Here is a 24,921-nt window from a genome sequence, read left to right as displayed (position 1 = left end):
CCGAACTTTTTCTCGCTATGAGGAATGTTTATGGTGCAAAGTTTTTTTTATGCAGTAAAGAGTGAAAATTTTTTTTAAAAAAATTATTAATATTTATTCGACAATTATGCTTATTTTTAGTATTTAGCAATTTTTATTATGTTGTAAGTTGAAAAAAGAGAAAAGAAGTCTTACATCAGAGGTCGAATAATTGAAATGCGGGGGAGTCTTATGTCAGTAAAATCCGATAGTCGTCACCTATATTTACGGGTGATTGATCACATCAAAGAAAAGATTAAAGATGGGGCTTACAAAGAAAGACAAAAGTTGCCATCAGAGTTTGATTTAGCGAAAGAACTTGGCGTAAGTAGAGCGACTTTAAGGGAAGCGCTGCGTATTTTAGAAGAAGAAAATGTTGTCATTCGTAGACATGGTGTAGGAACATTTGTAAATGCAAAACCGCTATTTTCTTCTGGGATTGAACAACTTTCTAGTATTACAGATATGATTTCTAGTGTGGGGAAAACACCAGGAACTATCTTTTTATCATCATCTACAACAAGTTTAACAGAAGAAGAAAAAGAGAAGTTTAATAGTGAAGATGGTTTTAATGCAGTGATGATTGAGCGTGTGCGTACAGCAGATGGGGAACCTGTTGTATATTGTATCGATAAACTTGCAAAAGAAATCTTGCCAGATTTATCGGGATACAACGAAGAATCATTGCTTACAGTGATACATAACAATACGCACAAACGTATCACATACGCAGTTGCTCATATTGAGCCAATTGGCTATCATCCGAAAATCTCACCGATTTTGGAATGTGAACCGGAAACGGCACTGCTAGTATTAAAACAAATGCACTATGATCAAAATGATGAGCCAATCTTATATTCTATCAATTACTTTAGAGCTGATAAGTTTAGCTTCCACGTACTAAGAAAACGTATGTAGGTAAGTTCCTTTTTAGGGAGGTGACAGCAAGAAGTTAGGGACAGCAGCGTATAAAAAATAGACAAATCATTTCAGGAGGGGTTTCTAGTATGAAGAAAAAAACAGGTCTTTTATTATCATTAACATTAGCAGCAAGTGCGGTGTTAGGTGCATGTGGTAACTCGGATAAAGCGAGTAGCGACAAAAAAGAGTTTAAAGTTGGTATGGTTACGGATGTTGGGGGCGTTGATGACAAATCATTTAACCAATCAGCTTGGGAAGGTTTAACGAAATTCGGTAAAGACAATAATTTAAAGAAAAATGAAGGATATCGTTATCTTCAATCAAGTAAAGATGCTGATTATATCCCGAACTTAACGAAGTTTGCGAAAGATCATTATAACACAACATTTGGTATTGGTTACTTAATGGAAAAATCAATTGCAAAGGTAGCTGAACAATATCCAAAAGAGCAATTTGCGATTGTAGATACAGTTGTAGAGAAGCCAAACGTAACAAGTATTACATTTAAAGACCATGAAGGTTCATTCCTAGTTGGTGCTGTAGCAGCGATGACGACAAAATCAAATAAAGTTGGGTTTGTTGGTGGTGTAAAAAGCCCATTAATTACAAAATTTGAATCAGGCTTTAAAGCTGGTGCAAAAGCAGTAAATCCAAATATCGAAATCGTATCACAATATGCTGATGCATTTGATAAACCAGAAAAAGGCTCTGTATTAGCTTCAGCAATGTACGGTGGTGGAGTTGACGTAATTTATCATGCTTCAGGTGCAACTGGTAACGGTGTATTCACAGAAGCGAAAAACCGTAAGAAAAAAGGTGAAAACGTTTGGGTAATCGGTGTTGACCGTGACCAAAATCAAGAAGGTATGCCTGAAAACGTAACTTTAACATCAATGGTAAAACGTGTTGATATTGCAGTAGCAAAAGTAGCACAAGAAGCGAAAGACGGTAAATTAAAAGGCGGTAAAGTAGAAGAATTCGGATTAAAAGATGACGGTGTTGGTATTGCGAAAACTACTGACAATGTGAAAAAAGTAGATCCAGAAATCTTAACAAAAGTAGAAGAGCTTGAGAAGAAAATCACTGACGGTGAAATTAAAGTCCCTGCAACTGATGAAGAATATAAAACATATGAAGCTTCTCTAAAGAAATAATAATAGAGAAATAGCAAAGGTTAGTTCGTAGAACTAACCTTTGCATATATAAAAATACTTTTAATAGAGTGTAATTAGGGAGTGTTCCCTGCTAAAAGGAGGAACAAAATGGAATACGTAATTGAGATGAACAATATTACAAAAGTATTCCCAGGCATTGTAGCGAATGACGATATTACGCTGCAAGTAAAACAGGGAGAAATACATGCTTTACTTGGAGAAAATGGTGCAGGGAAATCCACATTGATGAATGTACTATTTGGTTTGTACCAACCAGAACAAGGTGAAATTAAAATTAAAGGAAAACCTGTAAAAATTACAAATCCGAATATAGCAAATGACCTTGGTATTGGGATGGTCCATCAGCATTTTATGCTTGTTCATAATTTTACAGTTACAGAGAATATTATTCTTGGAAATGAGCCGAAGAAAAACGGGAAAATTGCTGTTGAAGAAGCGGCAAAAGAAATTAAGCAATTATCTGAACAGTATGGTTTGGCTGTTGATCCACATGCGAAAATTGAAGATATTTCTGTTGGGATGCAGCAAAGGGTTGAAATATTAAAGACTCTTTATCGTGGTGCTGAGATTTTAATATTTGATGAGCCAACCGCGGTGTTAACTCCTCAAGAAATTCATGAGTTGATTCAAATTATGAAAAAGCTTGTGCAAGAGGGGAAATCTATTATCCTTATTACACATAAGTTGAAAGAAATTATGGAAGTTTGCGATCGTTGTACAATTATTCGTAAAGGTAAGGGGATTGGTACTGTTGATGTAGCGGAAACGGATGAGCATAAACTTGCAGAGTTAATGGTCGGACGTCAAGTGAATTTTAAAACAGAAAAAATAGAAGCTAAACCAATGGAAGAAGTACTATCTATTGCAAACCTAATTGTTCATGATACGCGCAAGTTACCTGCTGTAAAAGGCCTTGACTTAACTGTTCGTGCAGGAGAAATCGTTGGGATTGCAGGGATTGATGGAAATGGTCAAAGTGAATTAATAGAGGCGATTACTGGTTTACGAAAAGTTGAGTCAGGTTCTATTGCAATTAAAGGAAAAGAAATAACGAATTGGCCTGTTCGAAGAATAACAGAAGAGGGGATTGGTCATATTCCTGAAGACCGTCATAAACACGGGCTTGTTCTCGATTTTTCTGTTCGGGACAATATTGTTTTACAAACATACTATAAAAATCCATTTTCAAAGAAAGGGATTTTAAATTTTAGTAAAATTACAGAAAAAGCGAAAGCACTTATTGAACAGTTTGATGTACGTACACCTAGTGAACAAACGTTAGCTCGCGCTCTATCTGGTGGAAACCAACAAAAGGCAATTATTGCACGTGAGGTAGATCGTAATCCAGATTTACTAATTGCAGCACAGCCGACACGTGGTTTAGATGTAGGTGCGATTGAATTTATTCATAAAAAATTAATTGAGCAGAGAGATAATGGTAAGGCAGTATTGCTTTTATCTTTAGAACTGGATGAAATTTTAAATGTAAGCGATCGAGTGGCTGTTATATATGAAGGGAAAATTGTAGCAATTGTGGATGCGAAAGAAACAAATGAACAACAGCTTGGATTATTAATGGCCGGCGGGACAGGGAAAGAGAAGGTGAACACAAATGGCTAAAAAATTTTTAACAGAACGAACAATTAATATTTTAGTACCTGTGTTATCCGTAGTTTTCGGTTTACTTGTTGGTGCCATTGTAATGTTAGTTAGTGGATATGATCCAATTGTTGGATATGCCGCGCTTTGGGAAGGGATGGTTGGCAATCCACAAGCTATCGGTGAGACGTTGCGTACGATGATTCCGCTTGTATTAGCTGGTCTTTCAGTAGCATTTGCATTTCGTACAGGTCTTTTCAATATTGGGGTGGAAGGACAGTTATTAGTTGGGTGGCTCGCTGCTGTTTGGTTTGGATATGCAGTGTCGTTACCAGCAATTTTGCATATTCCGTTATCTATTTTAGTGGCGGCAATTGTCGGCGGTTTATGGGGCTTTATACCTGGATATTTAAAAGGGAAACTTAAAGTAAATGAAGTAATTGTTACAATTATGATGAACTACATTGCACTTTATGTTACGTATGATCTTATTAAACGTTTTATCCACGAAGGTAATGAAAAATCTTATGACGTACAAGCAAGTGCTTCGTTAGCTTCTGATTGGTTATCTTCATTGACAGATGGATCTCGTTTACACTGGGGAATTGTTGTGGCTATTATCATTGCGATTGTAATGTGGTTCTTATTAGATAGAACAACGTTAGGGTATGAATTAAAATCGGTTGGTTTTAACCAAAATGCCTCTCAATACGCAGGAATGAAAGTATCGCGTAATGTTGTATTATCAATGACAATTGCTGGTGCTTTTGCAGGAATTGGTGGAGCTATGGAAGGATTAGGGACATTCCAAAGTATGACAGCAATGTCTTCGTTTACTGGTATTGGATTTGATGGGATTGCGGTAGCACTTTTAGGCGGAAATAATCCATTTGGTATACTATTAGCAGCTTTACTGTTTGGTGGTTTGAAAAGTGCAGCACCACAAATGAATTTCGAAGCAGATGTACCTTCGGAGTTAATTAACGTTATTATTGCATGTATTATTTTCTTTGTAGCGTGCAGTTATGTTTTACGCTGGGCACTTACACGCATGAGCAAGGAGGGGAAATAAATGAGCTTTTTAGATATTTTAGCCATTCTTGTGACGGGTACGTTATATACGGCAGCGCCACTTATTTTTACGGCGTTAGGTGGAGTGTTCAGTGAACGTTCTGGAGTTGTAAATATAGCGTTAGAAGGTTTAATGTTATTTGGTGCATTTATTGGTATTGTTACAACGTTATTAATGGGTGATACGTGGGGATCGATGACTCCTTGGATTGCATTATTATTTGCAGCAATTGGTAGTGGATTGTTTGCACTTCTTCACGCAGTAGCATCCATTACATTCCGTGCAGATCAAGTAGTGAGCGGAGTAGCAATTAACTTCTTAGCACTTGGTTTAACAGTATTTGCGATTAAGAAAATCTTTGGCAAAGGACAAACTGATTTCATTCAATACCGCATTGAAAAAATCGATGTTCCGGGTCTTTCGGATATTCCGGTAATCGGAAAAATCTTTTTCTCTAATGTACCGTTAACATCATATATTGCTATTATTTTAGCGTTTGTCGTTTGGTATATCATTTATAAAACGCCGTTCGGTCTTCGTCTTCGTGCGGTTGGTGAGCATCCAATGGCAGCGGATACGATGGGGATTAACGTATATAAAATGCGTTATATTGCAGTTGCTATATCTGGAATGTTTGCAGGAGTTGGTGGAGCGGTCTTCGCTATGTCGATTTCTGGTAACTTCTCAGGTGCTACAATTACTGGACAAGGTTTCTTGGCGTTAGCAGCAATGATTTTCGGTAAATGGAATCCACTCGGTGCTCTTGGAGCGGCTCTGTTCTTCGGATTTGCTCAATCATTAGGAATAACAGGCGGTACAATTCCAGTACTAAAAGAAATTCCAAGTGTATTCTTAACGATATTGCCGTATGTATTCACAATATTAGCGCTTGTTGGTTTTGTAGGTCGTTCTGAAGCTCCAAAAGCATTAGGAACTCCTTATGAAAAAGGAAAACGATAAGTATAAAAAAAGCTCGCACATTAGTGCGGGCTTTTTTACATAGACTATATTTAATACGGAATTTTACTATGTTCCTTACATATTACAGTTTTTAGAAAGGGCCTAATGTAAGTATAGTGAGGAAGAAAAGTTGATTTTTCATTTCTAAAAACTGTATATTGAAGAGGAATATTCCTATATACGTAAAGGAGGGCTATAAATGAAACTGATGGAACAACAGTTACATGAGTTAGGTGGTTTACGAGTACATATTATTCCAACTGATAAATATAAAACAAATACATTTGTATTTCGTTTGAAAGCACCTTTAAATGAGGAGACGGTGACAGAACGTGCCCTATTGCCATACGTATTGCAAAGTGCGACAGAAAAGCTTCCTTCTGTAATTCGTCTTCGTCAATATTTAGAAGAATTATACGGATCTTCTTTGGCAGTAGATGTAAGTAAAAAAGGAGAAGATCATATCATCTCTATTTATGTAGACATTGCAAATGAAGTATATTTACATGATGCACCACCGTTATTTGAAAAAGCGCTTTCTATGTTATCGGATATCGTTTTACATCCAGCGAAAGAGGGGAATGGTTTTCTGCCTTCTATTGTAGAAAGTGAAAAGAGAGCGCTCTTACAACGAATTGAAGCGACGTATGATGATAAAATGCGTTATGCAAACGAGCGTTTAATTGAAGAAATGTGCAAAGTAGAACCGTATCGTTTAAGCGCAAATGGGAAAAAAGAGAGTGTTTCTTCTATTACAAATGAAAGTTTGTATCAATATTATCAAAAAGTGTTAGCGGAAGATGAAATGGACCTATACATTATTGGTGATATTTCAGAAAACGCAGTTGATCTTGTAAGTAAGTATTTTTCTATTTCAGCACGTCCTGTGAGGGAAAGAAATGTACTTCTTCATAAGAGAAATAATGAAGAAAAAGAAGTTGTGGAAAAACAAGAATTAAAACAAAGTAAATTACACATCGGATATCGTACATTTATTACGTATAAAGACGAAGATTATTTTGCGCTGCAATTGTTTAATGGATTGTTTGGAGGATTTTCTCATTCGAAGTTATTCGTTAATGTTCGTGAAAAAAATAGTTTAGCGTACTATGCAGCATCTCGCTTTGAAAGTCATAAAGGTTTATTATTTGTCATGTCAGGAATCGAAGCGAAAAATTATGAAAAAGCGGTTGAGATTATTAAAGAGCAAATGCTTGCAATGCAAAATGGTGATTTTTCTGAAGAAGAGATGCATCAAACGAAAAGTGTTATTCGAAATCAAATATTAGAAGCAATTGATACACCGCGTGGATTTGTGGAAATGCTGTATCATGGTATTATTTCAGATCGTACGCGTCCGGTTGAAGAATGGCTTACAGGTATTGAAAGTGTGACGAAAGAAGAGATTGTGAAAGTTGCTAAAAATATTGAATTAGATACAATTTACTTTTTACACGGAACGGAGGGAGAATAAATGGAGAAAATTGTTTATGAGCAATTAAAAGAGACACTCTATTATGAAAAACTTCCTAATGGATTAGATGTATATATTTTACCGAAGCAAGGATTTAATAAAACATTTGCAACGTTTACGACAAAATATGGTTCTGTGGATAATACATTCGTACCACTAGGTAAAGAAGAAATGATTCGTGTGCCGGATGGGATTGCTCATTTTCTTGAGCATAAACTATTTGAAAAAGAAGATCATGATGCGTTCCAATTGTTTAGTAAACAAGGGGCATCGGCAAATGCTTTCACATCTTTCACAAGAACAGCTTACCTTTTTTCGTGTACATCAAATGTAGAACAAAATTTAAATACATTGTTAAATTTCGTACAAGAGCCTTACTTCTCTGAAAAAACAGTTGAAAAAGAGAAGGGTATTATTGGGCAAGAAATTCAAATGTATCAAGATAATCCAGATTGGCGCTTATACTTTGGATTAATTGATAGCTTGTTTGTAAAGCACCCGATTAAAATTGATATTGCAGGTACAATCGAGTCTATTAGTAAAATTACGAAAGACCTACTATATGAATGTTATGAAACATTTTATCATCCAAGTAATATGTTGATGTTTGTTGTAGGTGCAATTGATCCAGAGAAAACGATGGATTTGATACGTGAAAATCAAGCAAAAAAAGATTACAAAAACCAACCAGAAATAGTACGTTCATTTGAAGAAGAACCAGATGCGGTAAATGAAAAGAAGAAAATTATTTCAATGCCTGTACAAACTCCGAAATGTTTAGTTGGTATTAAAGCGACAAACTTAAAAGAAAAAGGGGAAGCCCTTTTAAAACAAGAAATTGCGCTTACGTTACTTCTAGATTATTTATTTGGAAAAAGCTCCGTTCATTACGAATCTTTATATAACGAAGGACTCATTGATGATTCGTTCTCATATGATTATACGGAAGAGAATAACTTCGGTTTTGCAATGGTTGGCGGCGATACGAAGCAACCTGATGAGCTGGAAGAGCGTTTGAAAGGTATTTTATTAAATACAAATTATGATCAATTAGATGAGGCGGCATTAGAACGAGTAAAGAAAAAGAAAATAGGCGGCTTTTTACGTTCCTTGAATTCACCGGAATATATTGCAAATCAATTTACACGATATGCGTTTAATGAGTCGAGTCTGTTTGATGCATTGACTGTATTAGAAAGTTTAACTGTTCAAGATTTACAAGAAGTAGCCAAATTACTATTATCAGAAGAAAAAATGAGTGTTTGCCAGGTTTTACCGAAAAAATAAAAGATTTTATAATAATACCTTCATCTTATCATTGATAAATTGTAAGATGAGGGTATTATTTATTTGTAGAAAAAAGATTTTGTTGAGATAAGAGAGGAATTGTATGAAAAAGTATGCATTAGTAACTGGAGGGAGCGGAGGGATTGGCTCTGCTATTTCGAAACAATTAATTCAAGATGGATATACAGTATATGTTCATTATAATAACAGTGAAGAGAAAGTGAATGAGTTGCAGAAAGAATGGGGTGAAGTAATTCCTGTTCAAGCAAATTTAGCTTCTACTGATGGAGCAGAGCAATTGTGGAAACAAATTGAACATCCTCTTGATGTTATCGTATATGCAGCTGGGAAGAGTATTTTTGGACTCGTAACAGATGTAACGAACGATGAATTGAATGATATGGTAGAACTTCAAGTGAAGAGTATCTATAAATTATTATCGATGGCATTGCCATCTATGATTCAACGCAGAAGCGGTAATATTGTACTTGTTTCGTCTATATGGGGACAAATTGGCGCGTCATGTGAAGTTCTTTACTCGATGGTAAAAGGTGCGCAAAATTCATATGTGAAAGCTTTAGCAAAAGAGGTTTCATTAAGTGGAATAAGAGTGAACGCGGTGGCGCCAGGTGCAATTGAAACGGAAATGTTAAACGTATTTTCAGAAGAGGATAAGAATGAAATTGCGGAAGAGATTCCGTTAGGACGATTAGGATTACCGGAAGAAGTAGCAAAAACTGTGTCATTTCTCGTATCACCAGGTGCATCTTATATAACTGGACAAATTATTGGAGTAAATGGCGGGTGGCATTGCTAAAAATTTCTTACATAAAAAATGAAAAACTGTACAAATTAAGCATGATTCTATTACTAAGTAGTGAGGTGCTTACACATGTCAGTTTTAGATAACTTTGATCAATGGAAGAGCTTTTTAGGAGAACGTTTAGAACAAGCGCAAGGAAAAGGTCTTGATGGTGGTGCTGTATCAGATATGGCATTTCGTGTTGGTGATTATTTAGCAAATGAAGTAGAAGCACGCAACGATCAAGAGAAATTATTAGCTGAACTTTGGAAAGTTGCTGACGAACAAGAGCAACATACAATCGCAAACTTAATGGTAAAGTTTGTACAACATAAGTAAAAAATAGAGAGGGGATTCTCCTCTCTATTTTTTTTGTATAATAATTGAAAGGGATAGATTATACATTTAGCTTCCCTATTAAGGTGAAATCATATAATATAGTACGTAGGTGTAAAGTAAGCAAGGGGAGTGATCTTGGATGATTGAATGGTATTTTGAATATGAAATACATAAAAACCGACCTGGCTTGCTTGGTGACGTTTCTTCGTTAATCGGTATGCTCGGCATTAATATTGTCACAATTAATGGTGTAGATAATGCAAGGCGTGGATTACTCCTTATGTGTGATAATCAAGAGCAAATCTCTAGACTAGAATCAATTTTAAATACGATGGATAACATAACGGTAACGAAATATCGTCCGCCAAAGCTAAGAGATAAGCTAGCGGTTAGACATGGTAGGTACATACAACGAGATGCAGATGATAAGAAGACATTTCGGTTTGTGCGTGATGAATTAGGGTTACTTGTAGACTTTATGGCTGAAATAATGAAAAAAGAAGGCCATAAGCTAATTGGTATACGAGGAATGCCTCGTGTTGGAAAAACAGAATCCATTGTTGCCGCAAGTGTTTGTGCAAATAAAAGATGGTTATTTGTATCGTCTACTCTTATTAAGCAAACTGTTCGTAGTCAATTGATTGAAGATGAGTATAGCGACGACAATATTTTCATCTTAGATGGAATCGTGTCAACAAAGCGTGCTAACGAAAGGCATTGGCAGCTTGTTCGTGAAATTATGAGATTGCCTGCAACGAAAGTTGTGGAACATCCTGACGTATTTGTGAGTCAGTCAGAATACACATTGGATGATTTTGATTATATTATCGAGTTGCGTAACGATTATGATGAAGAAATTCAATATAATTTAGTAGATGAAATTGAGCAAGGTACGCAAAATAATTTCTCTATGTTTGACTTTTAAAGAAATATTGAGGTGTTAGTAGTGACAGAATTAGGACAAAAGCTGAAAGAAGCAAGAGGAACGAAAGGCTTGTCTATTGATCAGCTGCATGAGATTACAAAAATTCAAAAACGCCATTTAGTAGCAATTGAGGAAGGCAATTATGATGTATTGCCAGGAGCTTTTTATGCGCGTGCATTCATTAAACAATACGCAGATGCGGTTGGATTAAATGGAGAGGAACTGCTTGTAGAATATCAGAGTACGATACCACAATCTGAAAAACGCGACGTTCCACAAGTGTCAACCGGACAAAAAACACAAGAAACAATGCAGAAATCTTCATCATGGCCAATTGCAGATCATATGCCGAAAATCTTAGTTGCGCTGCTAGTAATCGCAGTTGGAGTGGTAATTTGGTTTATTTTCCAAGCGTTAACTGGAAAAGGTGATGAGAAGGTTCCGAATGCTCAAAGTGAGAAAATTGAAGTTAAAAAAGCGGAAAACTCTCCGTTAGATACGAAGAAAGATGAAGTGAAAGCGGAAGAGCCGAAAAAAGAGGAACCAAAAAAAGAAGAATCGAAAAAAGAAGAGCCAAAGAAAGAAGAACAACCAGCGCAACCAACAGGACAACAAGAAATCAAAGTAGTTGGGACAACTGGTAAGGAGTCCACTTTGGAAATTCATAACAATAAAACGTTAGAATTAGAAATTACAACAAAAGGTGCAAGTTATGTAGGTATTAAAAATGAGGCAGGAAATGATATCTTTAGTGGAACAATAGAGGAAGGTCAAACTCAAAAATATGATTTATCAACAGCGAAAGTGGTAAACCTTAATATAGGAAGTGCACCGAATGTTGAATTTAAATTAAATGGCCAAGTGGTTACATTCCCGTTGAATCCAGAAGAGAATTATCATCAAAAATTCTTGATTAAAAATCTAGGGATAGAGCAACCTGCACAATAACAGTCATCGCTTCGATGACTTTTTTCAATGAACAAATGTTTTTGATATGATGGAGGAATAGCTGTGAATTTACCAAATAAAATTACAATATCTAGAATCTGCTTAATTCCAATTTTTATGGTAATTATGTTAACGCCCTTTGATTGGGGTTCATACACAATTGGTGATGTTGATTTACCAATTCAACATTTAATAGGAGCGCTTATCTTTATTGTTGCTTCGGCTACAGATTGGATTGATGGACATTACGCAAGAAAGTATAATCTTGTAACGAATTTAGGGAAGTTCCTTGACCCGTTAGCTGATAAATTACTTGTTTCAGCGGCACTTATCACGTTAGTTGAGATGCAATACGTACCTGCTTGGATCGTTATTGTCATTATAAGCCGTGAGTTTGCGGTCACTGGTTTACGTCTTGTACTTGCTGGAACAGGGGAAGTAGTTGCGGCAAATCAGCTAGGGAAAATTAAGACGTGGACACAAATCATCGCGATTGCGGCATATTTATTACACGATGTACCTTTAAATTTAATCCATATTCCAGTTGCTGATATCTTTATATGGATTGCATTAATTTTTACTGTTATTTCAGGATGGGATTATTTCTGGAAAAATAGAGCTGCTTTTGTAAACTCAAAATAGAAGTTTATGGGGGAATTGGGATGAACGCTGAAATTATTGCGGTTGGAACAGAATTATTACTTGGACAAATTGCAAATACGAACGCCCAGTTTTTGTCTGAAAAGTTAGCTTCAATTGGAATTAACGTGTACTACCATACTGTAGTTGGTGATAATAACAAGCGACTGCAGCAGGCGATTGAAGTTGCAGAAGAACGTGCGGATATGCTCATTTTCACAGGTGGATTAGGACCGACAAAAGATGATTTAACGAAGGAAACAATAGCGTCTAGCTTAGCGGAAGAGCTTGTATATGATGAAAAGGCATTAGCATCAATAAGCGATTACTTTAAGCGAACAGGTCGAGAGTTCACGGAGAATAATAAAAAGCAGGCGCTCGTTTTGGATGGAGCGACTGTATTTGCAAATGATCATGGTATGGCACCTGGTATGGGATTAAATAAGAACGGAAAAGTTTATATTTTATTACCAGGACCACCGAAAGAAATGAAGCCGATGTATGTAAGTTATGTGGAGCCTTTTTTACGTAACTTTACAACAGGAGAAAACATTTATTCTCGCGTGCTTCGCTTTTTCGGAATTGGGGAATCTCAATTAGAGGTGAAAGTTCAAGATTTAATTGATGGACAAACGAATCCGACAATCGCCCCGCTTGCCAATGATGGAGAAGTGACATTACGTTTAACGGCTAAACATCAAAATGCTCATGAAGCGGAGAAACTCATTCAGCATGTGGAAGATTTGATTTTAGAAAGAGTTGGAGAATTTTTCTACGGGTATGACCAAGAGTTTCTACATTATAAGGCGATAGAGTTATTGAAGAAAAAAGGATTAACTTTAGCGTGTGCGGAAAGTTTAACAGGTGGTCTCTTTGGTAATCAAGTAACAGAAAACGCTGGTGTGTCTTCCGTATTTAAAGGCGGTGTCATTTGTTACCATAATGATGTGAAACAACATGTATTACATGTACCTGAGGAAGTCTTGTCTACTGACGGTGCAGTTAGTAAAGAATGTGCTCGTTATCTTGCTGAAAATGTTAGAGAATTATTAAAAGCGGATATCGGAATTAGTTTCACTGGGGTAGCAGGACCAGATGCTTCAGAACATAAAGAGCCGGGAACTGTATTTGTTGGATTGGCGATTAAAGATGAACCAACTGTAGTCTTTCCTCTAAATTTAAGCGGAAGTCGTCAACAAATTAGGGAACGCTCAGCAAAATATGGATTTTATCATTTGTATAAAAAGCTAGAAGAGATATAAGTCTCTTTTAGCTTTTTTTAATGGTTAAATGTGGTTATATTTAATGAAAAATAAAAAAATCGAATAAATGTTCGATTTTTGTTGGCAAATTGAATTGAAAATAGGTATAATAAGATTAGCAATTCAGTTAAGGAGGAATTTTGAATGAGTGATCGTCAAGCGGCATTAGATATGGCGTTAAAACAAATAGAGAAGCAATTCGGTAAAGGTTCAATTATGAAATTAGGAGAACAAGCGGAGCGTAGAGTTTCTACAGTTTCTAGTGGTTCTTTAGCACTTGATGTGGCATTAGGGGTAGGCGGATACCCACGTGGCCGTATTATCGAGATTTATGGACCTGAGAGTTCAGGTAAAACAACAGTTTCATTACATGCAATTGCAGAGGTGCAGCGTCAAGGTGGACAAGCAGCATTCATCGATGCGGAGCATGCAATGGATCCTGTATATGCACAAAAATTAGGTGTTAATATCGATGAATTACTATTATCACAACCTGATACAGGGGAGCAAGGTTTAGAAATCGCAGAAGCACTTGTACGAAGTGGTGCGGTTGATATTATCGTAATTGACTCTGTAGCAGCTCTTGTACCAAAAGCTGAGATTGAAGGAGACATGGGTGACTCACACGTAGGTTTACAAGCTCGTCTAATGTCTCAAGCACTTCGTAAACTTTCAGGTGCAATCAATAAATCAAAAACAATCGCAATCTTTATTAACCAAATTCGTGAAAAAGTTGGGGTTATGTTCGGAAACCCAGAAACAACTCCAGGTGGTCGTGCGTTAAAATTCTATTCAACTGTTCGTCTTGAAGTACGTCGTGCGGAGCAATTAAAACAAGGTAACGACATTGTTGGTAATAAAACAAAAGTAAAAGTAGTTAAAAATAAAGTGGCACCACCATTCCGTGTTGCGGAAGTTGATATTATGTACGGAGAAGGTATTTCAAGAGAAGGTGAAATCTTAGATATGGCTTCTGAACTTGATATCGTTCAAAAGAGCGGTGCTTGGTACTCTTATAATGAAGAACGCTTAGGGCAAGGTCGTGAAAATTCGAAGCAGTTCTTAAAAGAAAATACGGATTTAAGAGAAGAAATTGCCTTCTTTATTCGTGAGCATCACGGAATTAGCGAAGATTCAGGTGCTGAAGATATGGAAGATCCAAGTCTTCTTGATTAAAGTGGGATAAAAGACACGGCTTCGTGTCTTTTATTTTTGTATCATTATGAAAGCGTTGTATATCGTTGGAGATAAAATATTTAATCCATCTAAAACAGTATGTGTACAGAGGGATATATGCGTGTTTTACATGAATAAACTGGAATTTACTAAGGTTTTCCAGGATAATATACTCTCTGCTTTTTAAATTCCTATATAAATTAGAGCTGAAGGTAAAGAAAGTAAAAGTAGACAACGCTTGACAATGAAAATTGCGATAGATACAATGAGAATGTATATTTTTTCTTATATACGAAACACTCTTCTCAAGAAGAGAAGTAATATTCGGAGTAAGACTTAAATCTTGCCGAAATAATAATATGACATTTTAATTGTGAAATGAAGAAAGTCCCTTAAAAAAGCGGGACGACGGTCTTTGCTGTATGTTGGTATTCAATGTACATGCCGACAGTCTTTTTTCATTCATAGCAAGGGGAGGTGAAATCATGAGTAGTACAGTTTGGATACTCATCTCCATTTTGCTTGCAACAGTCGGTGCAGTTGTTGGCTTTTTTGTTCGAAAGTCTATTGCTGAAGCGAAGATTAATGGTGCAGCCAATGAAGCGAAACGTATTCTAGACGAAGCGAATCGTGAGGCTGAAGCACTTAAGAAAGAAGCGCTTTTAGAAGCAAAGGATGAAATTCATACACTTCGTACAGAAGCTGAATTAGAAATTCGTGACCGTAGAAGCGAATTACAAAAACAAGAAAATCGTTTAATGCAAAAAGAAGAGAACCTTGATCGTAAAGACGAAACGCTCGATAAACGCGAGCAACAGTTAGAAAAGAAAGAGGATTCTCTTGTAGCGAGACAACAACAGATTGAAGAGTTGGAAAGCAAAGTGGGAGAGTTAGTTCAAAAGCAACAAACAGAATTAGAGCGCATTTCCAATCTGACACGCGAACAAGCGAAAGCAATTATTCTTGGTAAAGTAGAAAGTGAAGTTTCTCATGAAATTGCCGTAATGGTAAAAGAAAGTGAAGTTCGTGCGAAAGAAGAAGCGGATAAGAAAGCGAAAGAGATTTTATCTCTTGCAATGCAGAGATGTGCAGCTGATCATGTTGCTGAAACAACCGTTTCGGTTGTAAATCTTCCAAATGACGAAATGAAGGGACGTATTATCGGACGTGAAGGTCGAAATATTCGTACGTTAGAAACGTTAACAGGTATTGACCTAATTATCGATGATACACCAGAAGCGGTTATCCTTTCTGGATTCGACCCAATTCGTCGTGAAACAGCTCGTATCGCTCTTGATAAACTAGTACAGGACGGACGTATTCACCCAGCGCGTATTGAAGAGATGGTCGAAAAATCAAGACGTGAAGTGGACGAGTATATTCGTGAAGTTGGAGAGCAAACAACGTTTGAAGTGGGTGTTCACGGTTTACATCCAGATTTAATTAAGATTTTAGGTCGTTTAAAATACCGTACAAGTTACGGGCAAAACGTCTTAAAACACTCTATGGAAGTTGCATATTTAACTGGACTTATGGCAGCAGAGCTTGGTGAGGATGAAAAACTAGCAAGACGTGCTGGTCTATTACATGATATCGGTAAAGCGATTGACCATGAAGTAGAAGGTAGCCACGTTGAAATTGGTGTTGAACTCGCAACGAAATATAAAGAGCATCCTGTAGTTATAAACAGTATTGCATCTCACCATGGGGACACAGAACCAACTTCTATCATTGCAGTTTTAGTTGCAGCAGCAGATGCATTATCAGCTGCAAGACCTGGAGCTCGTAGTGAAACACTTGAGAACTATATTCGTCGTCTCGAAAAGTTAGAAGAGATTTCAGAGTCTTATGAAGGCGTAGAAAAATCTTTCGCAATTCAAGCAGGACGAGAAGTTCGTATTCTGGTAAAACCAGATACAATTGATGATTTAGAAGCTCATCGTTTAGCTCGTGATATTCGAAAACGTATTGAAAATGAACTGGATTACCCAGGGCATATTAAAGTAACTGTTATTCGTGAAACACGTGCAGTGGAATACGCAAAATAAAGTGGTGAAACACCACTTTATTTTTTTGTGTTGGAATTGGTTAAAATAAAGGAAATTAGTTATACCTAGCATACAAGTGAAACAAACTTATAATAAATATATTGTAAGATAATTACTTGAAGCTATAGTAATAAAAAATGTAGTACATAGGAAGGGTAAGACATATGAGAATATTATTTGTTGGGGATGTAGTAGGATCTCCTGGTAGAGGTATGATTCAACAATACGTACCGGCATTAAAGAAGAAATATACACCTACAGTAACCATTATTAATGGGGAAAATGCAGCAGGTGGACGTGGAATTACGGAAAAAATATACCGAAACTTTTTAGAATGCGGAGCACAAGCGGTTACACTTGGAAATCACGCTTGGGATAACCGTGAAGTATTTGAATTTATTGATGATGCAAAATATCTTGCAAGACCAGCTAACTTCCCAGAAGGCACTCCAGGAAAAGGGCTTATTTTTGTGAACTGTAATGGAACAGAAGTTGCAGTTATTAACTTACAAGGACGTACGTTCCTTCCTCCAATTGATTGTCCATTCCGTAAAGTGGATGAATTAATTAACATTGCGAAAAAACGTACGAATATTATTTTTGTTGATTTCCATGCGGAAACTACAAGCGAAAAACAAGCGTTAGGTTGGTATGTAGATGGTCGTGCTACAGCGGTAGTAGGTACACATACGCATGTTCCTACAGCAGATAATCGCATTTTACCAAGCGGAACGGCATATATCACAGATGTTGGTATGACAGGGCCGTACGATGGAATTTTAGGTATGGACCGAGAAGCAGTATTGAAGAAGTTTTTAACAAACTTACCAGTACGATTTGAAGTGACAAATGGTAGAACACAATTAAGTGCAGTGCTAATTGATGTGGACCCTAATACGGGAAAAGCTAAGAAAATTGAGCGTATCTTAATTAATGATGATCAGCCATTTTTTGAGTAATTCCTATTAAAATTTAGATAAATTATTATTTTTTAATTTTTTAGAAAAATTACAGAAATTTAGCAGGAATACGTGTCATTCCTCGTGAATATAAGTTAAAGTGAAATAATTGCTAATACTTTTTATAGAAACGAGGAGGAAACGCGGAATGGAAATATTAAAAGTTAAAGCAACGTCGGTCCCTAATTCTGTAGCTGGTGCACTTGCAGGTGTTATTCGCGAACGCGGAACAGCAGAAATTCAAGCCATTGGTGCAGGTGCATTGAACCAAGCGGTAAAGGCAGTAGCAATTGCAAGAGGATTTGTAGCGCCTAGTGGTTTGGACCTGATTTGTATCCCAGCGTTTACGGATATCATGATTGATGGGGAAGAACGTACAGCAATAAAATTAATTGTAGAACCTCGTTAAGTTTAAACAACCTGTTTGCAGTATGCAAACAGGTTGTTTTTATAATGGAGGAATGAAAATGAAAATTTTTGATGCTCATTGTGATGTGCTTCTTCAGTTATGGAGTGCACAAGGGAAAAAGGATTTTAAACATGATTCGCAATTACATATTACATTTGAACAGTTAAAGAACAGAAAAGGAAGTATACAATGTTTTGCTATATATGTGCCAGAAACAGTGGCATATGAAAACCGATTTGAAGTAGCATTGCAAATGGTAGATATTTTTTATAATGAAATTTTATCCTTACCAGGTGTGAAGTTTATTCAGACAAAAGATGATATGAACATGTTAAAACAGGACGAGATTGGAGCGATATTAACATTAGAAGGATGCGAAGCAATTGGAAAAGATGCAATGAAATTACGGTTGTTGTATCGCCTAGGAGTACGTTCTTTTGGACTAACATGGAATTATGCCAATCTATTAGCTGATGGTGCGCTAGAGACACGTGGGGCAGGTTTAACGACTTCTGGTAAACATGTTGTACAAGAACTGAATGCGTTACATGTATGGACTGATGTGTCTCATTTGAATGAAAGAAGTTTTTGGGATGTGATTGAAATTGCAAAAAATCCTATTGCTTCCCACTCAAATTGTATGAAACTTTGTCAGCACCCACGTAATTTAAACGATGAACAACTTAAAGCTCTTATAAAGCGAAATGGCATGATCGGTGTCACTTTTGTACCGCAGTTTCTAACAAATGAAAAACAAGCGAATGTAGCAGATATAGTAAGACATATCGAATATATTTGTTCATTAGGTGGAGAGAACAATATAGGGTTTGGTTCGGATTTTGATGGGATAGTAGAAACAGTTGTAAATGTATCAGCGTATCGAGATTATGAAAATGTAATGAACGAGCTTTGTAAACACTATGCTGCATCTACTGTAGAGCGATTTTTATATGATAATTTTGTTGAACATATAAGCTTTTAAAATTTTTGTTTTAAAAATCCAGAAAAATTAGAATTAATTCATTTGATATTATTGCTTTTTTTAAGACCTAATACTAGAATGAAAAACAAAATAGCTTTATACTAAAGATTCAGGGAAATCAGAAGAGGCATAATTTGCGTCCATTGTAGTTTATTTGCATAAAAAATGCTAAACTATTACTGTAAAAAAATACACTACAATGAATGCAGCCAAAAGGGGTGTAGGAGATGATTAGTCAACTTTCATGGAAAGTTGGAGGCCAACAAGGTGAAGGAATTGAAAGTACAGGAGAAATCTTCTGTATTGCATTAAACCGATTAGGATATTACCTATACGGTTACCGCCACTTCTCATCACGTATAAAAGGCGGCCATACAAATAATAAAATTCGTGTAAGTACAACAGAAGTACGCGCGATCTCAGATGATTTAGATATTTTAATTGCTTTTGATCAAGAAACAATTGATTTTAACTTCCACGAACTACGTCCGGGCGGGATTGTAGTTGCAGATGCGAAATTTAATCCGACAATACCTGACAATACAGATGTAAATCTATATGTGATACCGTTTACAGATATTGCTTCAGAATTAGGCACATCATTAATGAAAAACATGGTTGCTGTTGGAGCATCAAGTGCGGTATTAGGATTAGATGAAACAGCTTATTTAGATGTTGTTGAAGAGATCTTTGGTCGTAAAGGAGAGCAAGTCGTTCAAAAGAACATGGAAGCAATTAAGCGCGGCTCTCAATATATGAAAGAGTTACTAGGTGAGAAAGTAAACATGATGCAGCTTGAAAAAGCTGATGGTCAGAAGCGCATGTTTATGATTGGGAACGATGCGATCGCATTTGGTGCAGTAGCTGGTGGTGCTCGCTTTATGTCTGCATATCCAATTACACCTGCATCTGAAATTATGGAATACTTAATTAAAAAATTGCCAAAAGTCGGCGGAACAGTAATCCAAACTGAGGATGAAATTGCAGCTTGTACAATGGCAATCGGTGCAAACTATGCTGGTGTTCGTACATTAACTGCATCTGCTGGTCCAGGTCTATCTTTAATGATGGAAGCGATTGGTTTAGCAGGCATTACAGAAACGCCATTAGTAATTGTTGATACACAACGTGGTGGTCCAAGTACAGGATTACCAACGAAACAAGAGCAGTCTGATTTAATGGCAATGATTTACGGTACGCACGGTGAAATTCCAAAAATCGTAATGGCGCCAAGTACAGTGGAAGAAGCTTTCTATGATATTGTAGAAGCGTTTAACTTATCTGAAGAATATCAAGTACCTGTTATTTTCTTAACAGATTTACAGCTTTCTTTAGGGAAACAGACAGTAGAACCACTTAAGTTAGATAAAGTGGAAATTCGTCGTGGTAAGCTTGATTTAGAAGCGGAATTACCAGAACGTGAAAATAAAGCATACTTCAAGCGTTATGAAGTAACAGAAGATGGCGTTTCACCACGTGTTTTACCTGGTATGAAAAATGGTGTTCACCATGTTACAGGTGTAGAACATGATGAAACTGGTAAACCATCTGAATCAGCATTAAACCGTAAAGATCAAATGGACAAACGTTTCCGTAAAATGGAGAACTTGAAGTTTAATACCCCTGTTTATAAAAATGTTAAGCATGAAGAAGCAGACGTATTGCTTGTTGGATTTAACTCAACTCGTGGTGCGATCGAAGAAGCAATGGAGCGCTTAGAACAAGAGGGTATGAAAGTAAACCATGCTCATGTGCGTTTAATTCACCCGTTCCCAACAGCTGAAATCGATCCACTTGTGAAAAATGCGAAGCGTGTTGTAGTGGTAGAAAACAATGCAACAGGTCAACTTGCTAACATTATGAAAATGAATCTTGGTAACGGTGAGAAAATTTCTAGTCTTTTAAAATATGATGGGAACCCATTCTTGCCGAAAGAGATTTACAACGAATGCAAAAAAGGGGTTGTATTAAATGGCAACATTTAAGGACTTTCGTAACAGTGTAAAACCAAACTGGTGCCCAGGTTGCGGAGACTTCTCGGTGCAAGCTGCAATTCAACGTGCGGCAGCTAACGTTGGCTTAAATCCAGATGAACTTGCTGTTATTTCTGGTATCGGCTGTTCAGGTCGTATTTCAGGTTATATTAATTCATATGGTGTGCATAGTATTCATGGTCGTGCCCTTCCAATTGCACAAGGTGTAAAAATGGCAAACCGTGATTTAACAGTTATCGCATCAGGTGGTGACGGTGATGGATTTGCGATTGGTATGGGACATACGATCCATTCTATTCGTCGTAACATTGACATTACGTACATCGTAATGGATAACCAAATTTATGGATTAACAAAAGGGCAAACTTCACCACGTAGTGAAGCTGGATTTAAAACGAAAAGTACACCACAAGGTTCAATTGAACCGTCACTAAATGTTATGGAAATGGCTTTAACAGCTGGTGCAACATTTGTGGCACAAAGCCTTTCAAGTGATTTAAAAGAATTAACACAAATTATTGAAGCTGGTATTAACCATAAAGGATTTTCATTAATTAACGTATTCAGCCCATGTGTTACTTACAATAAAGTAAATACTTACGATTGGTTTAAAGAGAATTTAACAAAACTAAGTACAGTAGAGGGATATGATTCGTCTAATCGCATGATGGCTATGCAAACATTAATGGAAAACAACGGATTAGTAACAGGGTTAATTTATCAAAATACAGCGCAACCTTCATACCAAGAACTAGTAAAAGGCTATAGTGAGAAGCCTTTAGTGCAATCTGATTTAAACATGGATCAGAAAATGTTTGATGAACTTGTTGCTGAATTTATGTAATATAAGAAGAGGAGGTTGCCATTTGGCAACCTTTTTTTATGAGTGAAAATATAAGGTAGTCTTATTTACTTAGAAAATTCAGAATGGTAAAATAATATATGAATCGTTGTATGAAAATTGCATGTTCATTAACTAGGAAATGTAATAATAGGATAAGCCTTCTTCTTTGTAAAAATTGGCGAAACACTTCATACTATGGTAATGTGTATAGGGATAAAGCAATATGCTTTTGAGTAGGACAAAAGAAATACAAAAAGGGAATGTCTATTTGTGTGGGGAAGACTTCATTCTTATAGATGATTAGATTGATTACTCAAGTTTCAAAGGACAAGTATCTCTCAAGCTATCTAACCATTTTTGAGGTGGGTCTAAGCGCATTAAAATGGACTATAAAGTGTGTATAGTTAAGGGTGAAAGGAGATTACCGATGAACGAGCAACAACGATTAGCAAGTCAACAAGTGAATTCCTCTACGAAAAAAGAAGAGAAAGATTATAGTAAATACTTTGAAAGTGTATACCAACCACCTTCCTTAAAAGACGCGAAAAAACGAGGGAAAGAAGAAGTTAAAATTGAACGGGATTTTGGCTTACCTGAAGAGTTTCGCAATTTCGGTACAGGAAGAAAGTTTTATATTCGTACATATGGTTGTCAAATGAATGAGCACGATACAGAAGTAATGGCGGGTATTTTCACTGCACTTGGATATGAACCAACCTTTTCAACTGAAGAAGCAGATGTAGTATTATTAAATACTTGTGCTATTCGTGAAAATGCTGAAAATAAAGTGTTCGGTGAACTAGGGCATTTAAAGGCACTAAAACGAAGAAATCCTGATCTTTTAATTGGTGTATGTGGTTGTATGTCCCAAGAGGAATCTGTTGTAAATAAAATTATGCAAAAAAATCAGCATGTAGATATGGTGTTTGGAACGCATAATATTCATAGATTACCGTACATTCTAAAAGATGCAATGTTCTCGAAGGAGACGGTAGTTGAAGTTTGGTCCAAAGAAGGAGACGTAATTGAAAATCTTCCGAAAGTACGTCGTGGTGATATTAAAGCTTGGGTAAATATTATGTATGGCTGTGATAAGTTCTGTACATATTGTATCGTACCGTATACACGCGGAAAAGAGCGAAGCAGACGTCCAGAAGACATTATCCAAGAGATTCGTCATTTAGCTGCGAATGGTTATAAAGAAATTACGTTACTTGGACAGAACGTAAATGCATATGGTAAAGACTTTGAAGATATAGAATACGGTCTTGGCGATTTAATGGACGAGCTCCGTAAAGTTGATATTGCCCGTATTCGTTTTACAACGAGCCATCCACGCGATTTCGATGATCACTTAATTGAAGTGCTTGGAAAAGGTGGCAACTTAGTAGAACATATTCACTTACCAGTTCAATCTGGAAGCACAGAAATGTTAAAAATTATGGCGCGTAAATATTCACGTGAGCATTATTTAGAGCTTGTAAGAAAAATTAAAGAAGCAATTCCAAACGCGGTATTAACAACTGATATTATTGTCGGTTTCCCGAATGAAACAGATGAGCAATTTGAAGAAACGATGTCGTTATATCGTGAAGTAGGGTTTGATACTGCCTTTACCTTTATTTATTCTCCGCGTGAAGGTACACCAGCTGCAAAAATGAAAGACAATGTACCGATGGAAGTAAAGAAAGAACGTCTTCAACGCTTAAATGCATTAGTAAATAAATTGGCAATTGAAAAGAATAATCGTTATAAAGGTCAAATTGTAGAAGTGTTAGTTGATGGAGAGAGTAAAAATAATCCAGAAGTACTTGCAGGTTATACTCGTACAAATAAACTTGTAAACTTTGTTGCTCCAAAGTCTTTAATTGGTCAGCTTGTGAAAGTAAAAGTAACGGATGCAAAAACTTGGTCTCTTAACGGAGAATTAGTTGAAGAGCCGATTGAGGTGGAATAATAGATGAAAGTATATTCGAAAGATGAAATTGTTGAGCAAGCGAAAGAATTAGCAAAAATGATTTCTGAAACAGAAGAAGTTGATTTCTTTAAGAAAGCAGAGGCACAAATTCATAAAAATGAAAATGTGAAGCGCGCAATTGATGAAATTAAAGCACTGCAAAAACAAGCAGTAAACTTGCAACATTACGGGAAATGGGAAGCTTTGAAAAAAGTAGAAGCTGAAATTGATGCCCTGCAAGATAAGTTAGATAGCATCCCAGTTGTACAAGAATTTAAATCTTCACAAACATATGTAAATGACTTACTACAGCTAGTTGCAAGTACGATTTCTAACAACGTAACAGATGAAATATTAATTTCAACTAATGGCGATGTATTGAAGGGTGAAACGGGCGCAGCGGTAGAAAGTAAAAAAGGAAATTGTGGTTGTTAAAGAGATGTCGAATTGACATCTCTTTTTTTAGTGGATTAAACGTAAGTTCTTCTCAAAAAAAGAATGACACATTCCGCTATTGTCACGCATATGATTAAGTGAATAGTGATTGAGGAGGGTTACGAATGTCCGAATTTAGAGAGATTATTACAAAAGCAGTGGTTGGAAAAGGACGTAAGTATACAAAGTCAACGCATACATGTGAATCGAATAATGAGCCAACAAGTATTTTAGGGTGCTGGGTAATTAACCACTCGTACGAAGCAAGAAAGAATGGAAAACATGTGGAAATTGAAGGTTTCTATGATGTGAACACTTGGTATTCATTCGATGGCAATACAAAGACAGAAGTTGTAACAGAACGTGTAAACTACACAGATGAAGTAAGCATTGGATATCGTGATAAAAACTTTTCTGGTGATGATTTAGAAATTATTGCTCGTGTCATTCAGCCACCAAATTGTTTAGAAGCTCTTGTATCACCAAATGGTAATAAAATTGTTGTAACGGTAGAACGTGAATTTGTAACAGAAGTAGTTGGCGAAACGAAAATTTGTGTAAGTGTAAACCCTGAAGGTTGTGTAGAATCAGATGATGCTTTCCAAATTGAAGATGATGAGTTTGAAGAGTTAGATCCGAACTTTATCGTTGATGCAGAAGAAGAGTAATAGAAAGCTAGGGAGAAGTTCTTCCTAG

At 36.4% G+C, this 24,921-nt stretch carries 23 protein-coding genes; all 23 read left to right on the top strand.

The features are described from left to right. The first annotated feature begins 210 nt into the window (after positions 1 to 210). The 23 genes from BAQ46_RS06565 to cotE all read left to right on the top strand — a co-directional run bounded on the left by BAQ46_RS06565 (position 211) and on the right by cotE (position 24,893). Positions 211 to 936, top strand: a complete 726-nt coding sequence (locus BAQ46_RS06565; protein ID WP_000114176.1) for a GntR family transcriptional regulator — start codon at positions 211 to 213, stop codon at positions 934 to 936. Between the two features lie 89 nt (positions 937 to 1,025). Then, the gene (locus BAQ46_RS06560; RefSeq protein WP_071741799.1) at positions 1,026 to 2,093 is read left to right on the top strand and encodes a BMP family lipoprotein; all 1,068 of its coding nucleotides are present in this window, start codon (positions 1,026 to 1,028) and stop codon (positions 2,091 to 2,093) included. 108 nt (positions 2,094 to 2,201) lie between these two features. Next, entirely contained in the window at positions 2,202 to 3,734 is a 1,533-nt protein-coding gene (locus tag BAQ46_RS06555) for an ABC transporter ATP-binding protein (protein ID WP_000456919.1), read from the top strand. Further along, on the top strand, positions 3,727 to 4,785 hold the full coding sequence (locus tag BAQ46_RS06550; RefSeq protein WP_001074499.1) for an ABC transporter permease: 1,059 nt from the start codon (positions 3,727 to 3,729) through the stop codon (positions 4,783 to 4,785). Before BAQ46_RS06555 ends, BAQ46_RS06550 begins: the two co-directional genes overlap by 8 nt. Further along, on the top strand, positions 4,786 to 5,745 hold the full coding sequence (locus BAQ46_RS06545; RefSeq protein ID WP_000008842.1) for an ABC transporter permease: 960 nt from the start codon (positions 4,786 to 4,788) through the stop codon (positions 5,743 to 5,745). A 199-nt stretch (positions 5,746 to 5,944) separates the two neighbouring features. Beyond that, on the top strand, positions 5,945 to 7,219 hold the full coding sequence (yfmF, locus tag BAQ46_RS06540) for an EF-P 5-aminopentanol modification-associated protein YfmF (protein WP_000772430.1): 1,275 nt from the start codon (positions 5,945 to 5,947) through the stop codon (positions 7,217 to 7,219). Beyond that, positions 7,220 to 8,506: an EF-P 5-aminopentanol modification-associated protein YfmH gene (yfmH, locus tag BAQ46_RS06535; RefSeq protein ID WP_000411945.1), complete on the top strand. Its 1,287-nt coding sequence runs from the start codon at positions 7,220 to 7,222 to the stop codon at positions 8,504 to 8,506. It begins immediately after the preceding gene. Positions 8,507 to 8,609: 103 nt separating this feature from the next. Next, positions 8,610 to 9,323, top strand: coding sequence for an elongation factor P 5-aminopentanone reductase (gene ymfI / locus BAQ46_RS06530; RefSeq protein ID WP_000759622.1), 714 nt, complete (start codon positions 8,610 to 8,612; stop codon positions 9,321 to 9,323). A 75-nt stretch (positions 9,324 to 9,398) separates the two neighbouring features. Further along, positions 9,399 to 9,647, top strand: coding sequence for a DUF3243 domain-containing protein (locus BAQ46_RS06525; protein ID WP_000114454.1), 249 nt, complete (start codon positions 9,399 to 9,401; stop codon positions 9,645 to 9,647). Between the two features lie 139 nt (positions 9,648 to 9,786). Continuing rightward, positions 9,787 to 10,572, top strand: a complete 786-nt coding sequence (locus BAQ46_RS06520) for a DUF3388 domain-containing protein (RefSeq protein WP_000574107.1) — start codon at positions 9,787 to 9,789, stop codon at positions 10,570 to 10,572. 21 nt (positions 10,573 to 10,593) lie between these two features. Continuing rightward, positions 10,594 to 11,520, top strand: a complete 927-nt coding sequence (locus BAQ46_RS06515; RefSeq protein WP_000137486.1) for a helix-turn-helix domain-containing protein — start codon at positions 10,594 to 10,596, stop codon at positions 11,518 to 11,520. Positions 11,521 to 11,583: 63 nt separating this feature from the next. Beyond that, on the top strand, positions 11,584 to 12,162 hold the full coding sequence (gene pgsA / locus BAQ46_RS06510) for a CDP-diacylglycerol--glycerol-3-phosphate 3-phosphatidyltransferase (RefSeq protein ID WP_061131607.1): 579 nt from the start codon (positions 11,584 to 11,586) through the stop codon (positions 12,160 to 12,162). A 20-nt stretch (positions 12,163 to 12,182) separates the two neighbouring features. Further along, the gene (cinA, locus tag BAQ46_RS06505; RefSeq protein ID WP_061131608.1) at positions 12,183 to 13,421 is read left to right on the top strand and encodes a competence/damage-inducible protein CinA; all 1,239 of its coding nucleotides are present in this window, start codon (positions 12,183 to 12,185) and stop codon (positions 13,419 to 13,421) included. 144 nt (positions 13,422 to 13,565) lie between these two features. After that, on the top strand, positions 13,566 to 14,597 hold the full coding sequence (recA, locus tag BAQ46_RS06500; RefSeq protein ID WP_001283859.1) for a recombinase RecA: 1,032 nt from the start codon (positions 13,566 to 13,568) through the stop codon (positions 14,595 to 14,597). A gap of 485 nt (positions 14,598 to 15,082) precedes the next feature. Next, a complete protein-coding gene (gene rny, locus BAQ46_RS06495; RefSeq protein ID WP_000099774.1) occupies positions 15,083 to 16,645 on the top strand; it encodes a ribonuclease Y in 1,563 nt (520 codons plus the stop codon). Positions 16,646 to 16,809: 164 nt separating this feature from the next. Continuing rightward, the gene (locus tag BAQ46_RS06490) at positions 16,810 to 17,604 is read left to right on the top strand and encodes a TIGR00282 family metallophosphoesterase (RefSeq protein WP_001221095.1); all 795 of its coding nucleotides are present in this window, start codon (positions 16,810 to 16,812) and stop codon (positions 17,602 to 17,604) included. Between the two features lie 148 nt (positions 17,605 to 17,752). After that, the gene (spoVS, locus tag BAQ46_RS06485) at positions 17,753 to 18,013 is read left to right on the top strand and encodes a stage V sporulation protein SpoVS (protein ID WP_000404341.1); all 261 of its coding nucleotides are present in this window, start codon (positions 17,753 to 17,755) and stop codon (positions 18,011 to 18,013) included. Between the two features lie 58 nt (positions 18,014 to 18,071). Beyond that, entirely contained in the window at positions 18,072 to 18,995 is a 924-nt protein-coding gene (locus tag BAQ46_RS06480) for a dipeptidase (protein ID WP_000688035.1), read from the top strand. 227 nt (positions 18,996 to 19,222) lie between these two features. Further along, on the top strand, positions 19,223 to 20,980 hold the full coding sequence (locus BAQ46_RS06475; protein WP_061131609.1) for a 2-oxoacid:acceptor oxidoreductase subunit alpha: 1,758 nt from the start codon (positions 19,223 to 19,225) through the stop codon (positions 20,978 to 20,980). Continuing rightward, positions 20,967 to 21,833, top strand: a complete 867-nt coding sequence (locus BAQ46_RS06470; protein ID WP_071741798.1) for a 2-oxoacid:ferredoxin oxidoreductase subunit beta — start codon at positions 20,967 to 20,969, stop codon at positions 21,831 to 21,833. The genes BAQ46_RS06475 and BAQ46_RS06470 overlap by 14 nt, the downstream gene beginning before the upstream one ends. A gap of 427 nt (positions 21,834 to 22,260) precedes the next feature. After that, on the top strand, positions 22,261 to 23,790 hold the full coding sequence (gene miaB, locus BAQ46_RS06465) for a tRNA (N6-isopentenyl adenosine(37)-C2)-methylthiotransferase MiaB (RefSeq protein ID WP_001005403.1): 1,530 nt from the start codon (positions 22,261 to 22,263) through the stop codon (positions 23,788 to 23,790). A 3-nt stretch (positions 23,791 to 23,793) separates the two neighbouring features. Beyond that, positions 23,794 to 24,225, top strand: coding sequence for a YlbF/YmcA family competence regulator (locus tag BAQ46_RS06460; protein WP_000870462.1), 432 nt, complete (start codon positions 23,794 to 23,796; stop codon positions 24,223 to 24,225). A gap of 125 nt (positions 24,226 to 24,350) precedes the next feature. Further along, positions 24,351 to 24,893, top strand: a complete 543-nt coding sequence (cotE, locus tag BAQ46_RS06455) for an outer spore coat protein CotE (protein WP_001288798.1) — start codon at positions 24,351 to 24,353, stop codon at positions 24,891 to 24,893. The last annotated feature ends 28 nt before the right edge of the window (positions 24,894 to 24,921 follow it).

Source organism: Bacillus paranthracis (assembly GCF_001883995.1).
In the GTDB taxonomy this organism is placed as follows: Bacteria; Bacillota; Bacilli; order Bacillales; family Bacillaceae_G; genus Bacillus_A; species Bacillus_A paranthracis.
This window is presented reverse-complemented; position numbering and strand designations above follow the sequence as displayed.

Bases quoted from the DNA above. Each gene is read 5' to 3' on its own strand.
- recA (WP_001283859.1), top strand. From the start codon at position 13,566: ATGAGTGATCGTCAAGCGGCATTAGATATGGCGTTAAAACAAATAGAG.
- BAQ46_RS06565 (WP_000114176.1), top strand. From the start codon at position 211: ATGTCAGTAAAATCCGATAGTCGTCACCTATATTTACGGGTGATTGAT.
- BAQ46_RS06560 (WP_071741799.1), top strand. From the start codon at position 1,026: ATGAAGAAAAAAACAGGTCTTTTATTATCATTAACATTAGCAGCAAGT.
- BAQ46_RS06480 (WP_000688035.1), top strand. From the start codon at position 18,072: ATGAAAATTTTTGATGCTCATTGTGATGTGCTTCTTCAGTTATGGAGT.
- rny (WP_000099774.1), top strand. From the start codon at position 15,083: ATGAGTAGTACAGTTTGGATACTCATCTCCATTTTGCTTGCAACAGTC.
- BAQ46_RS06525 (WP_000114454.1), top strand. From the start codon at position 9,399: ATGTCAGTTTTAGATAACTTTGATCAATGGAAGAGCTTTTTAGGAGAA.
- BAQ46_RS06550 (WP_001074499.1), top strand. From the start codon at position 3,727: ATGGCTAAAAAATTTTTAACAGAACGAACAATTAATATTTTAGTACCT.
- BAQ46_RS06520 (WP_000574107.1), top strand. From the start codon at position 9,787: ATGATTGAATGGTATTTTGAATATGAAATACATAAAAACCGACCTGGC.
- BAQ46_RS06545 (WP_000008842.1), top strand. From the start codon at position 4,786: ATGAGCTTTTTAGATATTTTAGCCATTCTTGTGACGGGTACGTTATAT.
- cinA (WP_061131608.1), top strand. From the start codon at position 12,183: ATGAACGCTGAAATTATTGCGGTTGGAACAGAATTATTACTTGGACAA.
- yfmF (WP_000772430.1), top strand. From the start codon at position 5,945: ATGAAACTGATGGAACAACAGTTACATGAGTTAGGTGGTTTACGAGTA.
- yfmH (WP_000411945.1), top strand. From the start codon at position 7,220: ATGGAGAAAATTGTTTATGAGCAATTAAAAGAGACACTCTATTATGAA.
- BAQ46_RS06470 (WP_071741798.1), top strand. From the start codon at position 20,967: ATGGCAACATTTAAGGACTTTCGTAACAGTGTAAAACCAAACTGGTGC.
- BAQ46_RS06555 (WP_000456919.1), top strand. From the start codon at position 2,202: ATGGAATACGTAATTGAGATGAACAATATTACAAAAGTATTCCCAGGC.
- ymfI (WP_000759622.1), top strand. From the start codon at position 8,610: ATGAAAAAGTATGCATTAGTAACTGGAGGGAGCGGAGGGATTGGCTCT.
- BAQ46_RS06490 (WP_001221095.1), top strand. From the start codon at position 16,810: ATGAGAATATTATTTGTTGGGGATGTAGTAGGATCTCCTGGTAGAGGT.
- BAQ46_RS06460 (WP_000870462.1), top strand. From the start codon at position 23,794: ATGAAAGTATATTCGAAAGATGAAATTGTTGAGCAAGCGAAAGAATTA.
- spoVS (WP_000404341.1), top strand. From the start codon at position 17,753: ATGGAAATATTAAAAGTTAAAGCAACGTCGGTCCCTAATTCTGTAGCT.
- miaB (WP_001005403.1), top strand. From the start codon at position 22,261: ATGAACGAGCAACAACGATTAGCAAGTCAACAAGTGAATTCCTCTACG.
- cotE (WP_001288798.1), top strand. From the start codon at position 24,351: ATGTCCGAATTTAGAGAGATTATTACAAAAGCAGTGGTTGGAAAAGGA.
- BAQ46_RS06475 (WP_061131609.1), top strand. From the start codon at position 19,223: ATGATTAGTCAACTTTCATGGAAAGTTGGAGGCCAACAAGGTGAAGGA.